Source organism: Ensifer sp. SL37, from assembly GCF_026672675.1.
GTDB lineage: Bacteria > Pseudomonadota > Alphaproteobacteria > Rhizobiales > Rhizobiaceae > Ensifer > Ensifer adhaerens.
Window position 1 is genome coordinate 1,741,078 of the sequence record NZ_JAPPRN010000006.1, and the last position, 18,213, is coordinate 1,759,290.

17 protein-coding genes and 1 pseudogene are annotated in these 18,213 nt (G+C 63.2%); 17 read left to right on the forward strand and 1 reads right to left on the reverse strand.

Annotated elements, in window-relative coordinates; genetic code table 11:
* The first annotated feature begins 16 nt into the window (after positions 1-16).
* Positions 17-676 carry a class I SAM-dependent methyltransferase gene (locus tag OVA00_RS20545; RefSeq protein WP_268089546.1) on the forward strand — a complete coding sequence of 220 codons (660 nt, stop codon included), beginning with the start codon at positions 17-19 and terminating at the stop codon, positions 674-676.
* 76 nt (positions 677-752) lie between these two features.
* Here OVA00_RS20545 and OVA00_RS20550 read toward each other — a convergent pair whose 3' ends face one another.
* Entirely contained in the window at positions 753-1,574 is an 822-nt protein-coding gene (locus tag OVA00_RS20550; protein ID WP_268089547.1) for a hypothetical protein, read from the reverse strand.
* Between the two features lie 305 nt (positions 1,575-1,879).
* Here OVA00_RS20550 and sdhC point away from each other — a divergent pair, with 305 nt between their 5' ends.
* The 16 genes and pseudogenes from sdhC (at position 1,880) to OVA00_RS20630 (ending at position 18,202) form a co-directional block, all read left to right on the forward strand.
* The gene (gene sdhC, locus OVA00_RS20555; protein WP_060586452.1) at positions 1,880-2,272 is read left to right on the forward strand and encodes a succinate dehydrogenase, cytochrome b556 subunit; all 393 of its coding nucleotides are present in this window, start codon (positions 1,880-1,882) and stop codon (positions 2,270-2,272) included.
* A 16-nt stretch (positions 2,273-2,288) separates the two neighbouring features.
* A complete protein-coding gene (sdhD, locus tag OVA00_RS20560) occupies positions 2,289-2,669 on the forward strand; it encodes a succinate dehydrogenase, hydrophobic membrane anchor protein (protein WP_034802578.1) in 381 nt (126 codons plus the stop codon).
* Between the two features lie 7 nt (positions 2,670-2,676).
* Complete coding sequence (sdhA, locus tag OVA00_RS20565) at positions 2,677-4,518, forward strand: succinate dehydrogenase flavoprotein subunit (protein WP_112771752.1); 1,842 nt, start codon at positions 2,677-2,679, stop codon at positions 4,516-4,518.
* 18 nt (positions 4,519-4,536) lie between these two features.
* Complete coding sequence (locus OVA00_RS20570; RefSeq protein WP_034802573.1) at positions 4,537-5,316, forward strand: succinate dehydrogenase iron-sulfur subunit; 780 nt, start codon at positions 4,537-4,539, stop codon at positions 5,314-5,316.
* A 299-nt stretch (positions 5,317-5,615) separates the two neighbouring features.
* Positions 5,616-6,164 carry a protease inhibitor Inh/omp19 family protein gene (locus OVA00_RS20575; protein ID WP_034802570.1) on the forward strand — a complete coding sequence of 183 codons (549 nt, stop codon included), beginning with the start codon at positions 5,616-5,618 and terminating at the stop codon, positions 6,162-6,164.
* A gap of 59 nt (positions 6,165-6,223) precedes the next feature.
* Positions 6,224-7,378 (forward strand): cell division protein ZapE, encoded by a 1,155-nt coding sequence (zapE, locus tag OVA00_RS20580; RefSeq protein ID WP_268089548.1) that lies wholly within the window; start codon positions 6,224-6,226, stop codon positions 7,376-7,378.
* 183 nt (positions 7,379-7,561) lie between these two features.
* Complete coding sequence (mdh, locus tag OVA00_RS20585; RefSeq protein WP_034802565.1) at positions 7,562-8,527, forward strand: malate dehydrogenase; 966 nt, start codon at positions 7,562-7,564, stop codon at positions 8,525-8,527.
* A 108-nt stretch (positions 8,528-8,635) separates the two neighbouring features.
* Entirely contained in the window at positions 8,636-9,829 is a 1,194-nt protein-coding gene (gene sucC, locus OVA00_RS20590; protein ID WP_090295314.1) for an ADP-forming succinate--CoA ligase subunit beta, read from the forward strand.
* A gap of 17 nt (positions 9,830-9,846) precedes the next feature.
* Positions 9,847-10,749: a succinate--CoA ligase subunit alpha gene (gene sucD / locus OVA00_RS20595; protein WP_058321727.1), complete on the forward strand. Its 903-nt coding sequence runs from the start codon at positions 9,847-9,849 to the stop codon at positions 10,747-10,749.
* A gap of 244 nt (positions 10,750-10,993) precedes the next feature.
* Positions 10,994-13,990 carry a 2-oxoglutarate dehydrogenase E1 component gene (locus OVA00_RS20600; RefSeq protein WP_060521400.1) on the forward strand — a complete coding sequence of 999 codons (2,997 nt, stop codon included), beginning with the start codon at positions 10,994-10,996 and terminating at the stop codon, positions 13,988-13,990.
* 56 nt (positions 13,991-14,046) lie between these two features.
* Positions 14,047-15,289, forward strand: a pseudogene (odhB, locus tag OVA00_RS20605) (2-oxoglutarate dehydrogenase complex dihydrolipoyllysine-residue succinyltransferase).
* 149 nt (positions 15,290-15,438) lie between these two features.
* The gene (locus OVA00_RS20610; protein WP_318267229.1) at positions 15,439-15,855 is read left to right on the forward strand and encodes an MAPEG family protein; all 417 of its coding nucleotides are present in this window, start codon (positions 15,439-15,441) and stop codon (positions 15,853-15,855) included.
* Between the two features lie 31 nt (positions 15,856-15,886).
* Positions 15,887-16,312 carry a VOC family protein gene (locus tag OVA00_RS20615; RefSeq protein WP_113553560.1) on the forward strand — a complete coding sequence of 142 codons (426 nt, stop codon included), beginning with the start codon at positions 15,887-15,889 and terminating at the stop codon, positions 16,310-16,312.
* Positions 16,309-16,950 carry a LysE family translocator gene (locus OVA00_RS20620; RefSeq protein ID WP_060521397.1) on the forward strand — a complete coding sequence of 214 codons (642 nt, stop codon included), beginning with the start codon at positions 16,309-16,311 and terminating at the stop codon, positions 16,948-16,950. Before OVA00_RS20615 ends, OVA00_RS20620 begins: the two co-directional genes overlap by 4 nt.
* Positions 16,950-17,453, forward strand: coding sequence for a hypothetical protein (locus OVA00_RS20625; RefSeq protein ID WP_442780570.1), 504 nt, complete (start codon positions 16,950-16,952; stop codon positions 17,451-17,453). The genes OVA00_RS20620 and OVA00_RS20625 overlap by 1 nt, the downstream gene beginning before the upstream one ends.
* Positions 17,450-18,202, forward strand: a complete 753-nt coding sequence (locus tag OVA00_RS20630) for an SDR family oxidoreductase (protein ID WP_034803090.1) — start codon at positions 17,450-17,452, stop codon at positions 18,200-18,202. Before OVA00_RS20625 ends, OVA00_RS20630 begins: the two co-directional genes overlap by 4 nt.
* The last annotated feature ends 11 nt before the right edge of the window (positions 18,203-18,213 follow it).

Sequence of the window (18,213 nt, forward strand, 5' to 3'; positions counted from 1 at the left end):
AGGCGCGGAGAGTTTTGTGAAGACCGATCCGGAAAGCTTCATCCTCGAAAACACCGATGTGCTCACGCCGCTGCATGTGCCGGAGATCCGTCTGCATCTGGCGACCGAAGCGCATGAGCTCTGGCTGAAGACCGAGGAAGAGTTGCAGGAGATCGGCCTGCCGCCGCCGTTCTGGGCCTTCGCCTGGGCCGGCGGGCAGGGGCTCGCCCGCTACATCCTCGATCACCCCGAAGCGGTGCGCGGCCGCCGTGTCGTCGACTTTGCCTCCGGTTCGGGTCTGGTGGCGATCGCGGCGATGAAGGCGGGTGCAGTATCGGTGCTGGCCGCCGATATCGACCCCTGGGCGGAAACGGCCGTCCGGCTCAATGCCGCACTCAACGGGGTCACGCTTTCCTATACCGGCGAGGACATCACTGGCCGCGATCTTGAAGCCGAGGTCTATCTCGCCGGCGACGTCTTCTACGACAAGGCTTTTGCCGACCGGTTGAAACCGTGGTTTTCGGGACTTGCCGCGAACGGCGCCTCGGTGATCGTCGGCGATCCCGGACGTTCCTATTGCCCGCGCGAGATGATGACGGCGCTTGCCACCTACGAGGTTCCCGTCACCCGGGCGCTGGAGGACAGCGAGGTCAAGCGCACCACCGTCTGGCGCTTCGGCACCACCTCCTTCAATTGACGATGCCTGCACTTCCGAAGATGCGCCCGATCATCGAAGCCGTTGGCCTGACGGGCTGATATCGCTGTAGTCGCGATTACCGGCGGATGACGCAGACGCCGTGTTCGTAGGCGCAGGAACTGTTCATGGTCTGTGGCGTCACGTTGATGATCTTGCCGCGTTTCGCCTCGGGCGGCGGCGCAGTATCTGCCTCATCCGCATAGCCGTAGTCGCCTTCCTGGCTGAAATAGATGCCATTGCCGACGTCGACATAGGCCGAAATGCCGCCGACATAGGTGCCGATACCAGGAATGATGTCCGGATATTCATCACCGCCATAGTAGCTCGGGCGATAGTCTCGGCCTTGGTTGCTCGATGTCCAGATCTCGCGCCCGGCCTGATCGCGCCCCCATCCGCCGCCATTGCCCCACCGCTCGGGATAGGCCCGATATTGCGGCAGGCGGATATGGCGGGTGCGGGTCGAGACCTGCGGCGGTACGTCATAGATGCCTGGGCGACCGTCGTGCCTGCGGGCGTCGGATGTCCAGTAGTTGCGACCGGCTCCGTCGCGCACCCATCCGCCACGCTGCTCCGACCGTCCGGCATAAGCGCCGGGGTAGGGGCGGTAGCGCGGCAGGCGAATGTGCCGGGTGCGCGTGTTCACTTCCGGCGGGCCACCGTTGGACGCCCAGTCGCGGCGCGGTCTGCGATGGCGGTCCCAGTCGTTGCGATAACCCATGCGATCGAAATCGTGACGAGGATAGAAACGATCGGCATTCATCCTGACATGGCGTGTTCGCGTCTGCGCCTCCGGCAGTCCGCCCCGGTCTCGAGCTTCCATCGGAATGTAGCTGGTGGCGATGACCAGGCCGGCAAGCGCCAGCACTTTGGTCGCATGGATTGCCCTGAACAGAATCATTCTGCCCGCCCTCCGGGTGACGCTTAACAAATCGTTAAGGGCACTCTGGGCCACATCGTCGGGAAAGTCACGGAATTGCTTGGCTTTTTGTCGCTATCGTTAACGCCGGCCCATGTCTTCGGCTGGCAGGAAAATGGCGCAATTCGTCTAATCGATTAAATTGATTTTGCACCGCAAACACACTTGTCGTTAAGCTTTATGGTGATTAAAGGTCCGAATGACTGAATTGCGCACAATCAGGTGCGATACCGGACTAAAATCGTCCAGTTTTTTGGGCGGAAATCCGGGCATTCCGTGAGGTTCCGATGACGAATGTCACAAGAAGCCGGCCACTCTCGCCGCATCTTCAAATCTATAAACCTATCCCGACGATGGTCATGTCCATTGTGCACCGCATCACCGGTGGTGCGCTCTACTTCGGGACCATCCTCGTCGCCTGGTGGCTGATCGCCGCTGCGTCGGGTGCTGCCTATTACGACTGGGTCAGCTGGCTGTTCGGTACGCTGATCGGCAAGCTGGTGCTGTTCGGCTATACCTGGGCCCTGGTGCACCACATGCTCGGCGGCTTGCGCCACTTTGCCTGGGATCTCGGCTACGGCTACGAGAAGCACTTCGCCACCAGGATGGCCAAGGCAACGATCATCGGTTCGGTGGCGCTGACGCTGCTGATCTGGGTGGTCGGCTATCTCGTTCGCTGACTGAGGGAGAATACTCATGGATATGCGCACTCCTCTCGGCAAGGTTCGCGGTCTTGGCTCGGCCAAGGAAGGCACGGATCATTTCTGGCGCCAGCGCCTGACGGCCGTCGCCAACGTTCCGCTGTTGATCTTCTTCGTCATCTTTCTCGTTCGCTACGCAGGTGCGCCCTATGCGGATGTCGTCGCCGCGCTCGCGAACCCCTTCGTCGCCGTCGTCATGGCGCTCGTCGTGCTCTCGGGCCTCGTTCACATGCGGCTCGGCATGCAGGTGATCATCGAAGACTACGTGCATGGTGAAGGCATGAAGATCGTGCTTCTCATGCTCAATACATTTTTCACGATCGCGGTTGGCGGGCTCTGTCTCTTCGCCATCCTGAAGATCGCTTTTGCAGGGTAATTTCGCCATGGCATCGAACAGTTCACCCGCTGCAAACGGCAAGGCCTATCAATATGTCGATCACGCCTTCGACGTCGTCGTCGTCGGCGCCGGCGGTGCGGGCTTGCGCGCGACGCTCGGCATGGCCGAGCAGGGTCTGAAGACCGCCTGCATCACCAAGGTCTTCCCGACCCGCTCGCACACGGTTGCCGCGCAGGGCGGCATTGCCGCCTCGCTGCAGAACATGACGCCGGACAGCTGGCAGTGGCACCTCTACGACACCGTCAAGGGTTCCGACTGGCTCGGCGACGTCGACGCCATGCAGTATCTCGCCATGGAAGCGCCGAAGGCGGTCTATGAGCTCGAGCACTATGGCGTGCCGTTCTCGCGTAACGCCGAAGGCAAGATCTACCAGCGGCCCTTCGGCGGCCACATGCAGAACTACGGCGAAGGCCCGCCGGTCCAGCGCACCTGTGCTGCTGCCGACCGTACCGGCCACGCGATCCTGCACACGCTCTATGGTCAGTCTCTGCGCAACAACGCCGAGTTCTTCATCGAGTATTTCGCGCTCGACCTGATCATGTCGGATGACGGCCGCTGCACCGGCGTCGTCGCCTGGAACCTCGACGACGGCACGATCCATCGCTTCTCCGCCAAGATGGTGGTGCTGGCGACCGGCGGTTACGGCCGCGCCTATTTCTCGGCGACCTCGGCGCACACCTGCACGGGCGACGGCGGCGGCATGATTGCACGCGCCGGCCTGCCGCTGCAGGACATGGAATTCGTTCAGTTCCATCCGACCGGCATCTACGGTGCGGGCTGCCTGATCACCGAAGGCGCACGCGGCGAAGGCGGCTACCTCGTCAACTCCGAAGGCGAGCGCTTCATGGAGCGCTATGCGCCGTCCGCCAAGGACCTTGCCTCGCGCGACGTCGTCTCGCGCTGCATGACGATGGAAATCCGCGAAGGCCGCGGCGTCGGCAAGAACAAGGACCACATCTTCCTGCACCTGGATCACCTCGATCCGGCCGTCCTGCACGAACGCCTGCCGGGCATCTCGGAATCGGCGAAGATCTTTGCCGGTGTCGACGTGACCCGGGAGCCGATCCCGGTTCTGCCGACGGTGCACTACAACATGGGCGGCGTGCCGACCAACTACTGGGGCGAAGTCCTGAATGCCGACAGCCAGAACCCGGAGCGCATTGCGCCCGGCCTGATGGCCGTCGGCGAAGCCGGCTGCGCCTCGGTGCACGGCGCCAATCGCCTCGGCTCCAACTCGCTGATCGATCTCGTGGTCTTCGGCCGTGCCGCCGCCATCCGCGCCGGCCAGGTCATCGACCGCAACGAGCCCGTGCCGGAACTCAACAGGGCCGCCTGCGACCGGATCATGGACCGCTTCGACCGCCTGCGTAACGCCAATGGCTCGACGCCGACCGCCGTGCTGCGCGAAAAGATGCAGCGCGCCATGCAGGAAGACGCGGCCGTGTTCCGCACCCAGGAATCGCTGGAATCGGGCTGCAAGCGCATCTCGGCGATCTGGAAGGAGATGCCCGACATCAAGGTCACCGACCGCTCGATGATCTGGAACTCGGACCTCGTCGAGACGCTGGAACTCGAAAACCTCATGGCCAACGCCATCACGACGATCTACGGTGCCGAAGCGCGCAAGGAGAGCCGTGGTTCGCACGCCCGCGAGGACTACACCGAGGGTCCGCTCGGCGGCCGCGACGACGTCAACTGGCGCAAGCACACGCTCGCCTGGGTCAACGAGGCCGGCGACGTCAAGCTCGACTACCGCCCCGTCCATACCGACCTGATCGCCGACGGCATCGATCCCAAGAAGATCGAGCCGAAGGCCCGCGTCTATTGATCTTGAGGAACAAGCCACATGGTTGAACTCGCTCTCCCCAAGAATTCGCAGATGACGGAAGGCAAGGTCTGGCCGAAGCCTGCCGGCGCGACCAACGTTCGCGAATACCGCATCTATCGCTGGAACCCGGATGACGGTGCAAATCCGCGCATCGATACCTTCTACATCGATGTCGACGATTGTGGCCCGATGGTGCTCGACGGTCTGCTCTACATCAAGAACAAGATCGACCCGACGCTGACGCTGCGCCGCTCCTGCCGCGAAGGTATCTGCGGGTCGTGCGCCATGAACATCGACGGCACCAACACGCTTGCCTGCACCAAGGGCATGGACGAGGTGAAGGGTGCGGTAAAGGTCTATCCGCTGCCGCACATGCCGGTCGTGAAGGACCTGGTTCCTGACCTCACCAACTTCTACGCCCAGCACCGCTCGATCGAGCCCTGGCTGAAGACGGTATCGCCGACGCCGGCCAAGGAATGGAAGCAGAGCCACGAGGACCGCCTCAAGCTCGACGGCCTCTACGAGTGCATCCTGTGCGCCTGCTGCTCGACCTCCTGTCCGAGCTATTGGTGGAACGGCGACCGTTACCTCGGTCCGGCGGTTCTGCTGCAGGCCTACCGCTGGCTGATCGATAGCCGCGACGAAGCGACCGGCGAGCGCCTCGACAACCTCGAGGATCCCTTCCGCCTCTATCGTTGCCACACGATCATGAACTGCGCCCAGGCCTGTCCGAAGGGCCTGAACCCGGCCAAGGCGATCGGCGAGATCAAGAAGATGCTGGTCGAGCGCCGTGTGTAATCGGCCGGACCGGACATGAAGTTTTGGAAACGGCGGGCCCTGGCTCGCCGTTTTCTGTTTTGCGCCTCTCCAGGGCGGCGGACAATTCGTGATTGTGCCGATGCGGGAGAGGCGGGCCGACGGCAGGAGGCGATGATACGCAGCGAGGACGTGGCGCGCGATCCGCCCCTGCGGACGTTTCAATCCTGCAACAGGTCGCCAGGAATCGTCGTCCCTTGATTTGTCAGGTGGATTTGCTGTATTTCGGCCTATATTATCGCGTTGCATCATGGTTCGCGGACACGAACAGGAGTAGGGATATGCGGGTAATTCATGCGGCGGCGGGGCTGGCGGTTGTGCTTGCGCTGGCCGGATGCCAACGGACGTCGATGGGCGGTTTCAGCTCCCAGGACGCCTCGCCCGCTCCCATCCAGGCCGCACCGGTCCCTTCGGTTTCGTCGAACCAGCTTCCGGCACCGACCGGAAACACGTCGCAATTCCCGGCTGCACCGGCGAGCGGCACGGCGGTTGCCGGCGGCGCTGTCCAGCAGCCCGGCACGCAGGTCGCCGCGGCTGCAGGTGGCGGGCTCGACGTCACCAAGGAAGCGATGGTCGGCAACTGGCGCGTCTCCAGCGCCGGCAGCTCCTGCGACATGTTCCTGACGCTCACCAATCTTGGCTCCGGTTCGCGCGGCGGCACCCGCGGTTGCGCCGGCGAGCTGACGACCATGGGCTCCTGGGAAGTGGCCGGCAAGCAGGTGGTCCTCAAGGACCGCAGCGGCAATGCCATCGCCCGCCTCTACAAGACGGCCGACGCGCGTTTCGACGGCTCGACCAATGGCGGCCAGCCAGTCAGCCTCAGCCGCTGACGCTTCTCCAGCCCGGTCTCGTGCCGGGCTTTTGTTTTCCGTCCCATCTCGGGTGAGACGTGCTCAATCCTGACGACAGCATTTACCGCAAGCTCGAAGCGCTCGTCGCGAACGGCGAGCGCAAGCGTGACCCGGCGCAGTTTACGATCGCGCGGCGGTTCGATCATCTCTCGGCCGAGCTGCTCGCCAGCCGCCCGTCGCGCAAGACCAATGCGCTCGGCTGGCTGTTTGCCTCGCGCAAGAAGGACCACCCGCCGGTCAAGGGCCTCTACATCCACGGCGGCGTGGGGCGCGGCAAGACCATGCTGATGGACATGTTCTTCGAGGCGGTGCCGATCCAGCGCAAGCGCCGGGCGCATTTCCACGAGTTCATGGCCGATGTGCACGAGCGCATCTACAAGCACCGGCAGAAGCTGAAGAACGGCGAGACCAAGCAGGCCGATCCGATCCCGCCCGTCGCCTCCGAGCTCTTCGGTGAAGCGCGGCTGCTCTGCTTCGACGAATTCTCCGTGACCGACATCGCCGATGCGATGATCCTCGGCCGCCTGTTCGGCGAACTCTTCGCCAAGGGCTGCGTGCTGGTTGCCACCTCGAACGTGGCGCCCGACGATCTCTATCGCGATGGCCTCAACCGCGGCCTGTTTTTGCCGTTCATCGAACTCCTTAAGGCAAATGCCGAGGTTATCTCGCTGGACACGGACACCGACTACCGGCTGACAAAGACCGACGGCAGCCCGGTGTGGCTCTCGCCGCTCGGGCCTGAGGCGGATGCGGCGATGGCGCGCGCCTGGGCCCATGAGACCGGCAATGCGCCGGCCGCTCCGGCGGACGTGCCGCGCAAGGGGCGCAAGATCCCCGTACCGGCCGCGTCCGGAAAGAGTGCCCGCTTCAATTTCGCCGACCTCTGCCAGCAACCGCTTGGGGCTGCCGACTATCTCGCCATCCTCGAGCGCTATTCGACGATCTTCGTCGACCACGTACCGCATCTCGGTCCGCATATGCGCAACGAGACCAAGCGTTTCATCCTGCTGGTCGATACGCTCTACGACAACGGCGCCCGGCTCTTTGCCTCGGCGGCGGCAGAGCCGCGGGATCTCTTGACCCAGAAGAAGGGCACGGAAGGCTTCGAGTTCGACCGCACGGTTTCACGTCTGATCGAGATGCAAAGCGAGGAATATGCCGCTGCGCATCCCGCAAATGTTGCTGTTTCGTGACGCAGATGTGGCGAAAACTCTTACGTTTACGTAAGTATTTTATGATCTAACCGATTGAAATTGTTCCACCAAAAAGTATCGATTGATATTTTAACGATTGCCGTTTAATGGCTTCCGGCGAAGGTTTGGCGTTTGCCGCGTTTCAGGCCTTGATCATATTGGGATCACAAAGGAAGCACTTTCATGGCTCGCAACAAGATCGCACTTATCGGTTCAGGGATGATTGGTGGCACGCTGGCGCATCTCGCCGGCCTGAAGGAACTGGGCGACATCGTCCTCTTCGACATCGCCGACGGCATTCCGCAGGGCAAGGGTCTCGACATCGGCCAGTCCTCCCCGGTCGAAGGCTTCGACGTGAACCTGACGGGTGCGAGCGATTATTCCGCCATCGAAGGCGCTGATGTCTGCATCGTCACCGCCGGCGTCGCTCGCAAGCCGGGCATGAGCCGCGACGACCTGCTCGGCATCAACCTCAAGGTCATGGAACAGGTCGGCGCCGGCATCAAGAAGTATGCCCCGAACGCCTTCGTCATCTGCATCACCAACCCGCTCGACGCCATGGTGTGGGCGCTGCAGAAGTTCTCGGGCCTGCCGAAGAACAAGGTCGTCGGCATGGCCGGCGTTCTCGATAGTTCGCGCTTCCGCCTGTTCCTCTCGCAGGAATTCAACGTCTCGGTCCAGGACGTCACCGCCTTCGTTCTCGGCGGCCACGGCGACACCATGGTGCCGCTCGCCCGCTACTCGACCGTTGCCGGCATCCCGCTGACCGACCTCGTGCAGATGGGCTGGGTCACCAAGGAACGCCTCGAAGAAATCATCCAGCGCACCCGTGACGGCGGCGCGGAAATCGTCGGCCTGCTCAAGACCGGTTCGGCCTACTACGCACCGGCCGCCTCGGCGATCGAAATGGCTGAAGCCTACCTCAAGGACAAGAAGCGCGTTCTGCCCTGCGCGGCACACCTGACCGGCCAGTACGGCGTCAAGGACATGTATGTCGGCGTTCCGACCGTTATCGGCGCCGGCGGCGTCGAGCGCATCATCGAGATCGATCTCAACAAGGCCGAGAAGGAAGCGTTCGACAAGTCCGTCGCTTCGGTCGCCGGTCTTTGCGAAGCCTGCATCGGCATTGCGCCGAGCCTCAAGCAGTAATCGCCCCCCGTCGGGCGGACGCTGATCCGCTCGACCTCATTGTTTTTGCCGCATTGGTGCGGGTAGGTGCCCCACCTGCCCGCACAATGCTCAGACAGGAAAAACACCATGAACATTCATGAATATCAGGCCAAGGCTCTCCTGAAGAGCTATGGCGCACCGGTCGCGGAAGGTGTCGCGATCTTCTCGGCTGACGAAGCTGAAGCTGCTGCCAAGTCGCTCCCGGGCCCGCTCTACGTGGTCAAGAGCCAGATCCATGCGGGCGGCCGCGGCAAGGGCAAGTTCAAGGAACTGTCCGCCGACGCCAAGGGCGGCGTTCGTCTTGCCTTCTCGATCGACGAAGCCAAGGCTCATGCCAAGGAAATGCTCGGCAACACGCTCGTCACCGCGCAGACCGGCCCGGCCGGCAAGCAGGTGAACCGCCTCTACATCGAGGACGGCGCCGACATCGAGCGCGAACTCTATCTGTCGCTGCTCGTCGACCGCTCGGTCGGCCAGGTTGCCTTCGTCGTTTCGACGGAAGGCGGCATGGACATCGAGGCTGTTGCGCACGACACGCCGGAAAAGATCGTCAACGTCGCGATCAACCCGGAAGCCGGCGTCACCGCCGCTGATCTTGCCAAGCTCACCGCGGCCCTGAAGCTCGACGGCGAAGCCAAGGCTGACGCTGAAAAGCTCTTCCCGATCCTCTACAAGGCCTTTGTCGAGAAGGACATGAGCCTGCTCGAGATCAACCCGCTGATCGTCATGAAGAACGGCCGCATGCGCGTTCTCGACGCCAAGGTCTCGTTCGACGGCAACGCGCTCTTCCGCCACGACGACATCAAGGCTCTGCGCGACGAGACCGAAGAAGACGCCAAGGAAATCGAGGCCTCGAAGTGGGATCTCGCCTATGTCGCGCTCGACGGCAACATCGGCTGCATGGTCAACGGCGCCGGCCTTGCCATGGCGACGATGGACATCATCAAGCTCTACGGCAAGGAGCCGGCGAACTTCTGCGACGTCGGCGGCGGCGCTGGCAAGGAGAAGGTCGCGGCAGCCTTCAAGATCATTACGGCCGACCCGAAGGTCGAGGGCATCCTCGTCAACATCTTCGGCGGCATCATGAAGTGCGACGTCATCGCTGAAGGTGTCGTTGCCGCCGTGCAGGAAGTCGGCCTCAAGGTTCCGCTGGTCGTTCGTCTCGAAGGCACGAATGTCGAGCTTGGCAAGAAGATCCTGAATGAATCCGGCCTGGCGATCACCGCCGCCGACGATCTGGACGATGCTGCCAAGAAGATCGTCGCCGCGATCAACGGCTAACTGAAGGACCAGACCACATGTCGATTCTCGTTAACAAGAACACCAAGGTCCTCGTTCAGGGCCTGACCGGCAAGACCGGCACCTTCCATACCGAACAGGCGCTTGCCTATTACGGCACGCAGATGGTCGGCGGTATTCACCCGAAGAAGGGCGGCGAAACCTGGACCGGCTCCAAGGGCGAAACCCTGCCGATCTTCGCCTCGGTTGCCGAAGGCCGTGAAAAGACCGGCGCGGACGCATCCGTGATCTACGTTCCGCCGGCAGGTGCCGCGGACGCGATCATCGAGGCGATCGATGCGGAAATCCCGTTCATCACCTGCATCACCGAAGGCATCCCGGTTGCCGACATGGTACGCGTCAAGGCTCGCCTCGACCGCTCCAAGTCGCGTCTGCTCGGCCCGAACTGCCCCGGTATCCTGACGCCGGAAGAATGCAAGATCGGCATCATGCCGGGCTCGATCTTCCGCAAGGGTTCGGTCGGCATCGTCTCGCGCTCCGGCACGCTGACCTATGAAGCCGTGTTCCAGACCTCCAACGAAGGCCTCGGCCAGACGACGGCCGTCGGCATCGGCGGCGACCCGGTGAAGGGCACCGAGTTCATCGACGTGCTCGAGATGTTCCTGGCGGACGAAGCCACGACCTCGATCATCATGATCGGCGAAATCGGCGGCTCGGCCGAAGAGGATGCTGCACAGTTCCTCATCGACGAAGCCAAGAAGGGCCGCAAGAAGCCGATGGCCGGTTTCATCGCGGGCCGTACCGCTCCGAAGGGCCGTACCATGGGCCACGCCGGCGCTGTCGTTTCCGGCGGCAAGGGCGATGCGGAATCCAAGATCGCTGCGATGGAGCAGGCAGGCATCCGCGTATCGCCTTCGCCGGCTCGTCTCGGCAAGACGCTGGTCGAAGTCCTCAAGGGCTGATCTCAAACCATTTGTCCGGGCCGACCGATCCGGCCCGGACAACGTGCCTGCCGCCTGTTTCCTTGGCTGATTGAAGATCAGGACATGCGGCAATGACTGCCACGGTGACCCAGCGCGTCCTGACGATGCGCGGCGCCGTAGGAAAAAGGCCCGGCGCCCGGACGCGCCGAACGAACATGAACGACCGGGATACCCGGCAACCCAACTTCAGTCAGGAGGCGGACAGATCAGTCCGCGTGAGACCATGACAAGGCAAGAGGCCAACGAGCAATTCCAGCTCACTTCGTTTCTGGACGGCGCCAACGCCGCCTATATCGAGCAGCTCCATGCACGCTACGAGGCGGACCCGGCGTCCGTGTCGGCTGAATGGCAGGCCTTCTTCAAGGCGCTCGCCGACCGGCCGGAAGATGTGGTGAAGGCAGCCAAGGGCGCCTCCTGGAAAAAGAACAACTGGCCGATCCCGGCCAATGGCGAACTGGTCTCGGCGCTCGATGGCGACTGGGGCACGGTCGAGAAGGTCATCGAGAAGAAGGTCAAGGCGAAGGCCGAGGAAACGGCGGCCGCCACCGGCACCGTCGCCAGCGCTGCTGACATCCATCAGGCGACGCGCGATTCCGTCCGCGCCATCATGATGATCCGCGCCTATCGCGCCCGCGGCCACCTGCATGCCAAGCTCGACCCGCTCGGCCTGGCTGCCCCGGTTGAAGACTACAACGAGCTTTCGCCCTCGAACTACGGTTTCGAGGACAAGGATCTCGACCGCAAGATCTTCATCGACAACGTGCTCGGCCTCGAATACGCGACCCTCCGCGAGATGGTCGAAATCCTCGAGCGCACCTACTGCTCGACGATCGGCGTCGAGTTCATGCACATGTCCAACCCGGAAGAGAAGGGCTGGATCCAGGAGCGCATCGAAGGTCCGGACAAGGGCGTCGACTTCACGCCGGAAGGCAAGAAGGCGATCCTGCAGAAGCTGATCGAGGCCGAAGGCTTCGAGCAGTTCATCGACGTCAAGTACAAGGGCACCAAGCGCTTCGGTCTCGACGGCGGTGAGTCGCTCATCCCGGCGCTCGAGCAGATCATCAAGCGCGGCGGCCAGGAAGGCCTCAAGGAAATCGTGCTCGGCATGGCCCACCGCGGCCGTCTGAACGTGCTTTCCCAGGTCATGGCAAAGCCGCACCGCGCCATCTTCCACGAGTTCAAGGGCGGCTCCTACGCGCCTGACGACGTCGAAGGTTCGGGCGACGTGAAGTACCACCTCGGTGCGTCTTCCGACCGCGAATTCGACGGCAACAAGGTTCACCTGTCGCTGACGGCGAACCCGTCGCACCTGGAAATCGTCAACCCCGTGGTCATGGGCAAGGCACGCGCCAAGCAGGACCAGATGGCGACCGTCTTTGAAGGCGACATCATTCCGCTGCGCGAACGTTCCAAGGTCATGCCGCTTCTGCTGCACGGCGACGCTGCCTTTGCCGGCCAGGGCGTGATTGCTGAAATCCTCGGGCTTTCCGGCCTGCGCGGTCACCGCGTTGCCGGTACGGTCCACTTCATCATCAACAACCAGATCGGCTTCACCACCAATCCGGCCTTCTCGCGCTCGTCGCCCTATCCGTCCGACGTCGCCAAGATGATCGAAGCGCCGATCTTCCACGTTAACGGCGACGATCCGGAAGCGGTTGTCTACGCGGCCAAGATCGCCACCGAATTCCGGATGAAGTTCCACAAGCCTGTCGTCATCGACATGTTCTGCTATCGCCGCTTCGGCCACAACGAAGGCGACGAGCCGGCGTTCACGCAGCCGAAGATGTACAAGGTCATCCGCGCCCACAGGACCGTCGTCCAGGTCTACTCCGACCGCCTGATCGCCGAGGGCCTGATTTCCGAAGGCGAAGTCGAGAAGATGAAGGCCGACTGGCGTGCGCATCTCGAACAGGAGTTCGAGGCCGGCCAGTCCTACAAGCCGAACAAGGCCGACTGGCTTGACGGTGTCTGGTCGGGCCTGCGCTCTGCCGACAACCAGGACGAACAGCGCCGCGGCAAGACCTCGGTGCCGATGAAGCAGTTGAAGGAAGTCGGCCGCAAGATCTCTGAGATCCCGGCTGGTTTCAGCGCGCACCGCACGATCCAGCGCTTCATGGAAAACCGCGCCAACATGATCCAGACCGGCGAGGGTGTCGACTGGGCCATGGCTGAGGCGCTCGCTTTCGGCACGCTGGTCACGGAAGGCACCAAGATCCGCCTGTCGGGTCAGGACTGCGAACGCGGCACCTTCTCGCAGCGCCACTCGGTGCTCTACGATCAGCAGTCGGAAGAGCGCTACATCCCGCTCGCAAACCTGTCGCCGACCCAGGCGCGCTACGAAGTCATCAACTCGATGCTTTCGGAAGAGGCGGTTCTCGGCTTCGAGTACGGCTACTCGCTCGCCCGTCCGAACGCGCTCACCCTCTGGGAAGCTCAGTTCGGCGACTTCGCCAACGGTGCGCAGGTCGTCTTCGACCAGTTCATCTCGTCGGGCGAACGCAAGTGGCTGCGCATGTCGGGTCTCGTCTGCCTGCTGCCGCACGGCTATGAAGGCCAGGGTCCGGAGCACTCGTCTGCTCGCCTGGAACGCTTCCTGCAGCTCTGCGCGGAAGACAACATGCAGGTCGCCAACGTCACGACGCCGGCGAACTACTTCCACATCCTGCGCCGCCAGGTGAAGCGCGACTTCCGCAAGCCGCTGATCCTGATGACGCCGAAGTCGCTGCTGCGTCACAAGCGTGCGATCTCCAGCCTGTCGGAAATGGCCGGCGAGAGCTCGTTCCACCGCCTGCTGTGGGACGATGCCGAGGTGATCAAGGACGGCCCGATCAAGCTGCAGAAGGACTCGAAGATCCGTCGCGTCGTGCTCTGCTCGGGCAAGGTCTACTACGACCTGCTCGAAGAACGCGAAAAGCGCGGCATCGACGACATCTACCTGCTGCGCGTCGAACAGCTCTATCCGTTCCCGGCCAAGGCGCTCATCAACGAGCTCAGCCGCTTCCGCAACGCGGAGATGGTCTGGTGCCAGGAAGAGCCGAAGAACATGGGCGCTTGGTCGTTCATCGACCCGTACCTCGAATGGGTTCTTGCCCATATCGACGCCAAGTATCAGCGCGTGCGCTACACCGGCCGTCCGGCTGCCGCATCGCCGGCGACGGGCCTGATGTCGAAGCACCTGGCGCAGCTTGCCGCCTTCCTCGAGGACGCGCTGGGGGGCTGATGCTCCCCACGCTCTGAGCCAATAGAAACAGATATCTGATCAACGGAACAAAAATCATGGCAACAGAAATCCGCGTTCCCACCCTTGGCGAATCCGTCAGCGAAGCGACCGTCGGCACCTGGTTCAAGAAGGTCGGCGACGCCATCAAGGCCGATGAACCCCTGCTCGAACTCGAAACCGACAAGGTGACGATCGAAGTTCCGGCTCCGGCCGCAGGCACGCTCTCTGAAATCGTCGCCCAGGCCGGCGAGACCGTCGGTCTCGGCGCGCTGCTCGGCCAGATCGCTGCAGGTGCCGCTGGCGCCGCAGCGGCCGCTCCGGCTGCTGCCGCCGAAAAGAAGGCCGAGCCGGCTGCTGCCGCTCCGGCTGCCCCCGCTGCTGCTGCAGCACCGGCTGCCTCGTCGATGCCGCCGGCACCGTCGGCTGGCAAGCTGCTTGCCGAAAACAACCTCTCGGCCGATCAGGTCGACGGCTCCGGCAAGCGTGGCCAGGTGCTGAAGGGCGACGTCCTTGCAGCCGTCGCCAAGGGCATCTCGACGCCGGACCGCTTCCGAGCCAGCCAAGGTCCAGGCCCGTGCGCCGTCGACGGCTGAAGACGTCGTTCGCGAAGAGCGCGTCAAGATGACCCGCCTGCGCCAGACGATTGCCCGTCGCCTCAAGGATGCGCAGAACACTGCCGCCATGCTCACCACCTACAACGAGGTGGACATGAGCGCCGTCATGTCGCTGCGCAACAAGTACAAGGACATCTTCGAGAAGAAGCACGGCGTGAAGCTCGGCTTCATGGGCTTCTTCACCAAGGCCGTCACCCACGCGCTGAAGGAAATCCCGGCCGTCAACGCCGAGATCGACGGCACCGACATCATCTACAAGAACTACTGCCACATCGGCGTCGCCGTCGGCACGGACAAGGGTCTTGTGGTTCCGATCGTTCGCGATGCCGACCAGATGTCGATCGCCGAGATCGAAAAGGACATCGGTCGCCTCGGCAAGGCTGCCCGTGACGGCGCCCTGTCGATGGCCGACATGCAGGGCGGCACCTTCACCATCTCCAACGGTGGTGTCTACGGTTCGCTGATGTCTTCGCCGATCCTCAACGCGCCGCAGTCGGGCATCCTCGGCATGCACAAGATCCAGGAGCGTCCGGTCGCCATCGGCGGCCAGGTCGTCATCCGCCCGATGATGTACCTCGCGCTCTCCTACGATCACCGCATCGTCGACGGCAAGGAAGCCGTGACCTTCCTCGTGCGCGTCAAGGAAAGCCTGGAAGATCCGGAACGCCTGGTTCTCGATCTCTGATTATCCGGAAACAGCGGGGGCGTCCTTCATGCCCCCGCCGTTCGCCGTCCGCGATCACGCGCGGCGAAAACCGTCTCTGCGGCCTGGCCGGAGAGACTGGCCCTCAGGGCCGATGATGTCGATCCGAACCGCTCCTGCGATTGCGAGGGATGATGGAAGCCGCCGCAGCGTCGACTGAAATCTGGGTGCTTGGCTGGAGCGTGGTGTTCCTGATCGTGCACATCCTGGTGCAGGCGCTGTCGCTCGATCTCGCCGGCGATCTCGGTTTCAAGTATCTGCTCGGCCCCCGCGACGAACAGCGCGTTTCGAAGAGCATCGTGGCAGGACGTTTGCTGCGGTCGCTTCGCAACATGCTGGAAACCTATCCGGCCTTCGTTGGGCTTGCGCTCGCCCTGGCAGTGACCGGCAAGACCGGCGGTCTCGGCGCCATCGGCGCAGTGACCTGGCTTCTGGCACGGCTGGCTTACACCGTTCTCTACGCGGCCGGCGTTCCCGTGCTGCGCACCCTCGTCTGGTTCGTGTCGATCATTGCGCTGTTGCTGATGGTCGTCCGGCTCATGGCATAGCATCCCGGCGACAAGGCAAGAGGAGACTGGCATGGCATTCGGACCCGACGTTCCGCCGATCCAGGCGCATATCTGCGTCAAGGACGGGCTTGCCGCCATCGCCTTTTACGAGAAGGCGCTCGGTGCGGTGAATACATTCCACGCGATGGCCGAGGACGGCAAACGCGTCATGCACGCCAATCTGGCGATCTGCGGCGGCGAGGTGATGCTGCACGACGAATTCCCCGAATTCGGCGGCAGCGTGCTTTCGCCGAACACGATCGGCGGTACCGGCGTTGCGATCAGCATCAACCTGGCGAAGCCTGCCGATGTCGACGCAGCCTACGACAAGGCGGTGGCCGCCGGGGCATCGACAGTTCTGGAGCCGCAGGATACCTTCTGGCACGCACGCTACGCGCGCATCCAGGATCCCTTCGGCCACGTCTGGGCCTTCAACGCACCGGTCGCAAACCCATGAGCCAGTATTTCTTCGAACTCGCATCGCTGATGGCGATCTTCGCCTTCGCCATCGTCTCACCCGGCGCCGACCTCGCGATGGTCATGCGCCAGTCGATCGTGCATGGCCGCCGTCCGGCGATCATCACGTCCTTCGGCATCGGCACGTCGCTGATGTTCCATGTGACCTACACGATCCTCGGCCTCGGGCTGATCATTTCGCAGTCGATCTATCTGTTCAACATCGTCAAATGGTGCGGCGTCGCTTATCTGATCTATATCGGCATCAAGGCGCTTCGCGCCGGCCAGACGGAGATCCAGGTCGACCACACGGAAGGCAGCGGGCCGGTCAAGGGCCAGTCGGCGGCCAAGGCCTTCGGCCTCGGCTTTGCCGCCAACGCGCTCAACCCCAAGCCGGTGTTCTTCTTCCTGTCGATCTTCTCGACGGTCGTTCACGCCCATACGCCGATGATGATCAAGTTCGGCTACGGCCTTGTCATGGCGACCTGCCTGATCGCGTGGTTCGTCGGCGTCAGCCTGTTCATGACGACGCCGCGCATGCGTGCTGCGTTTACGCGCGCCAGCAAGTGGATCGACCGCGCCAGCGGCGTGGTCTTCATCGCGCTCGGCCTCAAGCTCGCGACGGAGAAGGCTGCCTGATCATGTGCTCCGATCGACTCCTTTCAGCCCTGTTCGGTCTTGCCTTTGCCGCGCCGGCGATTGCCGCCGACTGCAAGCAGTCGCACGCGATCTACGGCGACCGCGACGGAGCCTACGAGCTGCGTTTCGAACCGGTCGGCTCGGCAAGCGCCGCGACCAGCAACCACTTCAAGGTGGCGGTTCTCAAGCCCGGCCTGCTGCTCGATGGCGTCGTCATGCCGGCGGGCGAGCCGGAACGGGCGACCGGGCTGATCATGCACAATTGCCCCGAGGGGGATGCGACCGGCGAGGAACTGCGCGCCTGTACTGTGTGGCAGGGTGTCGTCTACGCGCTCGACAAGGCCGGCGCGATCGGCGAGATCCCGCAAGAGACCGAGACGGCGGCCGAGCAACTGTTGCTTCCCGACTTCGGTCCGTCGCTTCGCGCTTCGACCGCCTGGGGCAAGGGCAAGGCCGAAGCCGACAGTTGGGATGCCTTCACGTTCAAGGGATGCGCCGCATGAGTGCGAGCCCTGTTCTTCTCGTGACCGGCGGCAGCCGCGGCATCGGTGCTGCAATCTGCCTTGGCGCTGCAAAAGCCGGCTGGCGGGTCGCCGTCAATTATGCGTCGAACCGCGATGCGGCCGATGCGGTTGTCGGCGCGATCGAGCGGGCCGGCGGCACGGCGATCGCAGTTCAGGGCGATGTCGGCTCCGAGGCGGATGTCCAAGCGATCTTTGCTGCCGTCGATTCGGCTTTCGGCCGGCTGGACGGGCTCGTCAACAATGCCGGCATCGTCGGACAGACGGCACGTGTCGACGAGATGTCGCCCGAGCGGCTTGAGCGCATGTTCCGCATCAACGTCACCGGCTCCATCCGTTGTGCAGCGGAAGCCGTCCGGCGCATGTCGACACGATACGGGCACCAGGGCGGTGTCATCGTCAACATCTCCTCGGTTGCCGCCACGCTTGGCTCGCCGGCGCAGTATGTCGATTACGCCGCCTCGAAGGGTGCGATCGACACCTTCACGACAGGGCTTTCGCGCGAGGTCGCGACTGAAGGCATTCGCGTCAACGCGATACGGCCCGGCATCATCGATACCGAGATCCACGCCTCCGGCGGCCTGCCGGACCGGGCGCGTGATCTCGCCTTCACCATTCCCGTTCAGCGACCCGGCACGGCCGAGGAAGTCGCTGACGCGGTTCTCTACCTCCTGTCGGATAAGGCGACTTATGTGACGGGGGCAATTCTCAATGTCAGCGGCGGACGGTAACCGTCCTGAAG

Bases quoted from the DNA above. Each gene is read 5' to 3' on its own strand.
- OVA00_RS20550 (WP_268089547.1), bottom strand. From the start codon at position 1,574: ATGATTCTGTTCAGGGCAATCCATGCGACCAAAGTGCTGGCGCTTGCC.
- sdhC (WP_060586452.1), top strand. From the start codon at position 1,880: ATGACGAATGTCACAAGAAGCCGGCCACTCTCGCCGCATCTTCAAATC.
- sdhD (WP_034802578.1), top strand. From the start codon at position 2,289: ATGGATATGCGCACTCCTCTCGGCAAGGTTCGCGGTCTTGGCTCGGCC.
- sdhA (WP_112771752.1), top strand. From the start codon at position 2,677: ATGGCATCGAACAGTTCACCCGCTGCAAACGGCAAGGCCTATCAATAT.
- OVA00_RS20570 (WP_034802573.1), top strand. From the start codon at position 4,537: ATGGTTGAACTCGCTCTCCCCAAGAATTCGCAGATGACGGAAGGCAAG.
- OVA00_RS20575 (WP_034802570.1), top strand. From the start codon at position 5,616: ATGCGGGTAATTCATGCGGCGGCGGGGCTGGCGGTTGTGCTTGCGCTG.
- mdh (WP_034802565.1), top strand. From the start codon at position 7,562: ATGGCTCGCAACAAGATCGCACTTATCGGTTCAGGGATGATTGGTGGC.
- sucC (WP_090295314.1), top strand. From the start codon at position 8,636: ATGAACATTCATGAATATCAGGCCAAGGCTCTCCTGAAGAGCTATGGC.
- sucD (WP_058321727.1), top strand. From the start codon at position 9,847: ATGTCGATTCTCGTTAACAAGAACACCAAGGTCCTCGTTCAGGGCCTG.
- OVA00_RS20600 (WP_060521400.1), top strand. From the start codon at position 10,994: ATGACAAGGCAAGAGGCCAACGAGCAATTCCAGCTCACTTCGTTTCTG.
- OVA00_RS20610 (WP_318267229.1), top strand. From the start codon at position 15,439: ATGATGGAAGCCGCCGCAGCGTCGACTGAAATCTGGGTGCTTGGCTGG.
- OVA00_RS20615 (WP_113553560.1), top strand. From the start codon at position 15,887: ATGGCATTCGGACCCGACGTTCCGCCGATCCAGGCGCATATCTGCGTC.
- OVA00_RS20620 (WP_060521397.1), top strand. From the start codon at position 16,309: ATGAGCCAGTATTTCTTCGAACTCGCATCGCTGATGGCGATCTTCGCC.
- OVA00_RS20630 (WP_034803090.1), top strand. From the start codon at position 17,450: ATGAGTGCGAGCCCTGTTCTTCTCGTGACCGGCGGCAGCCGCGGCATC.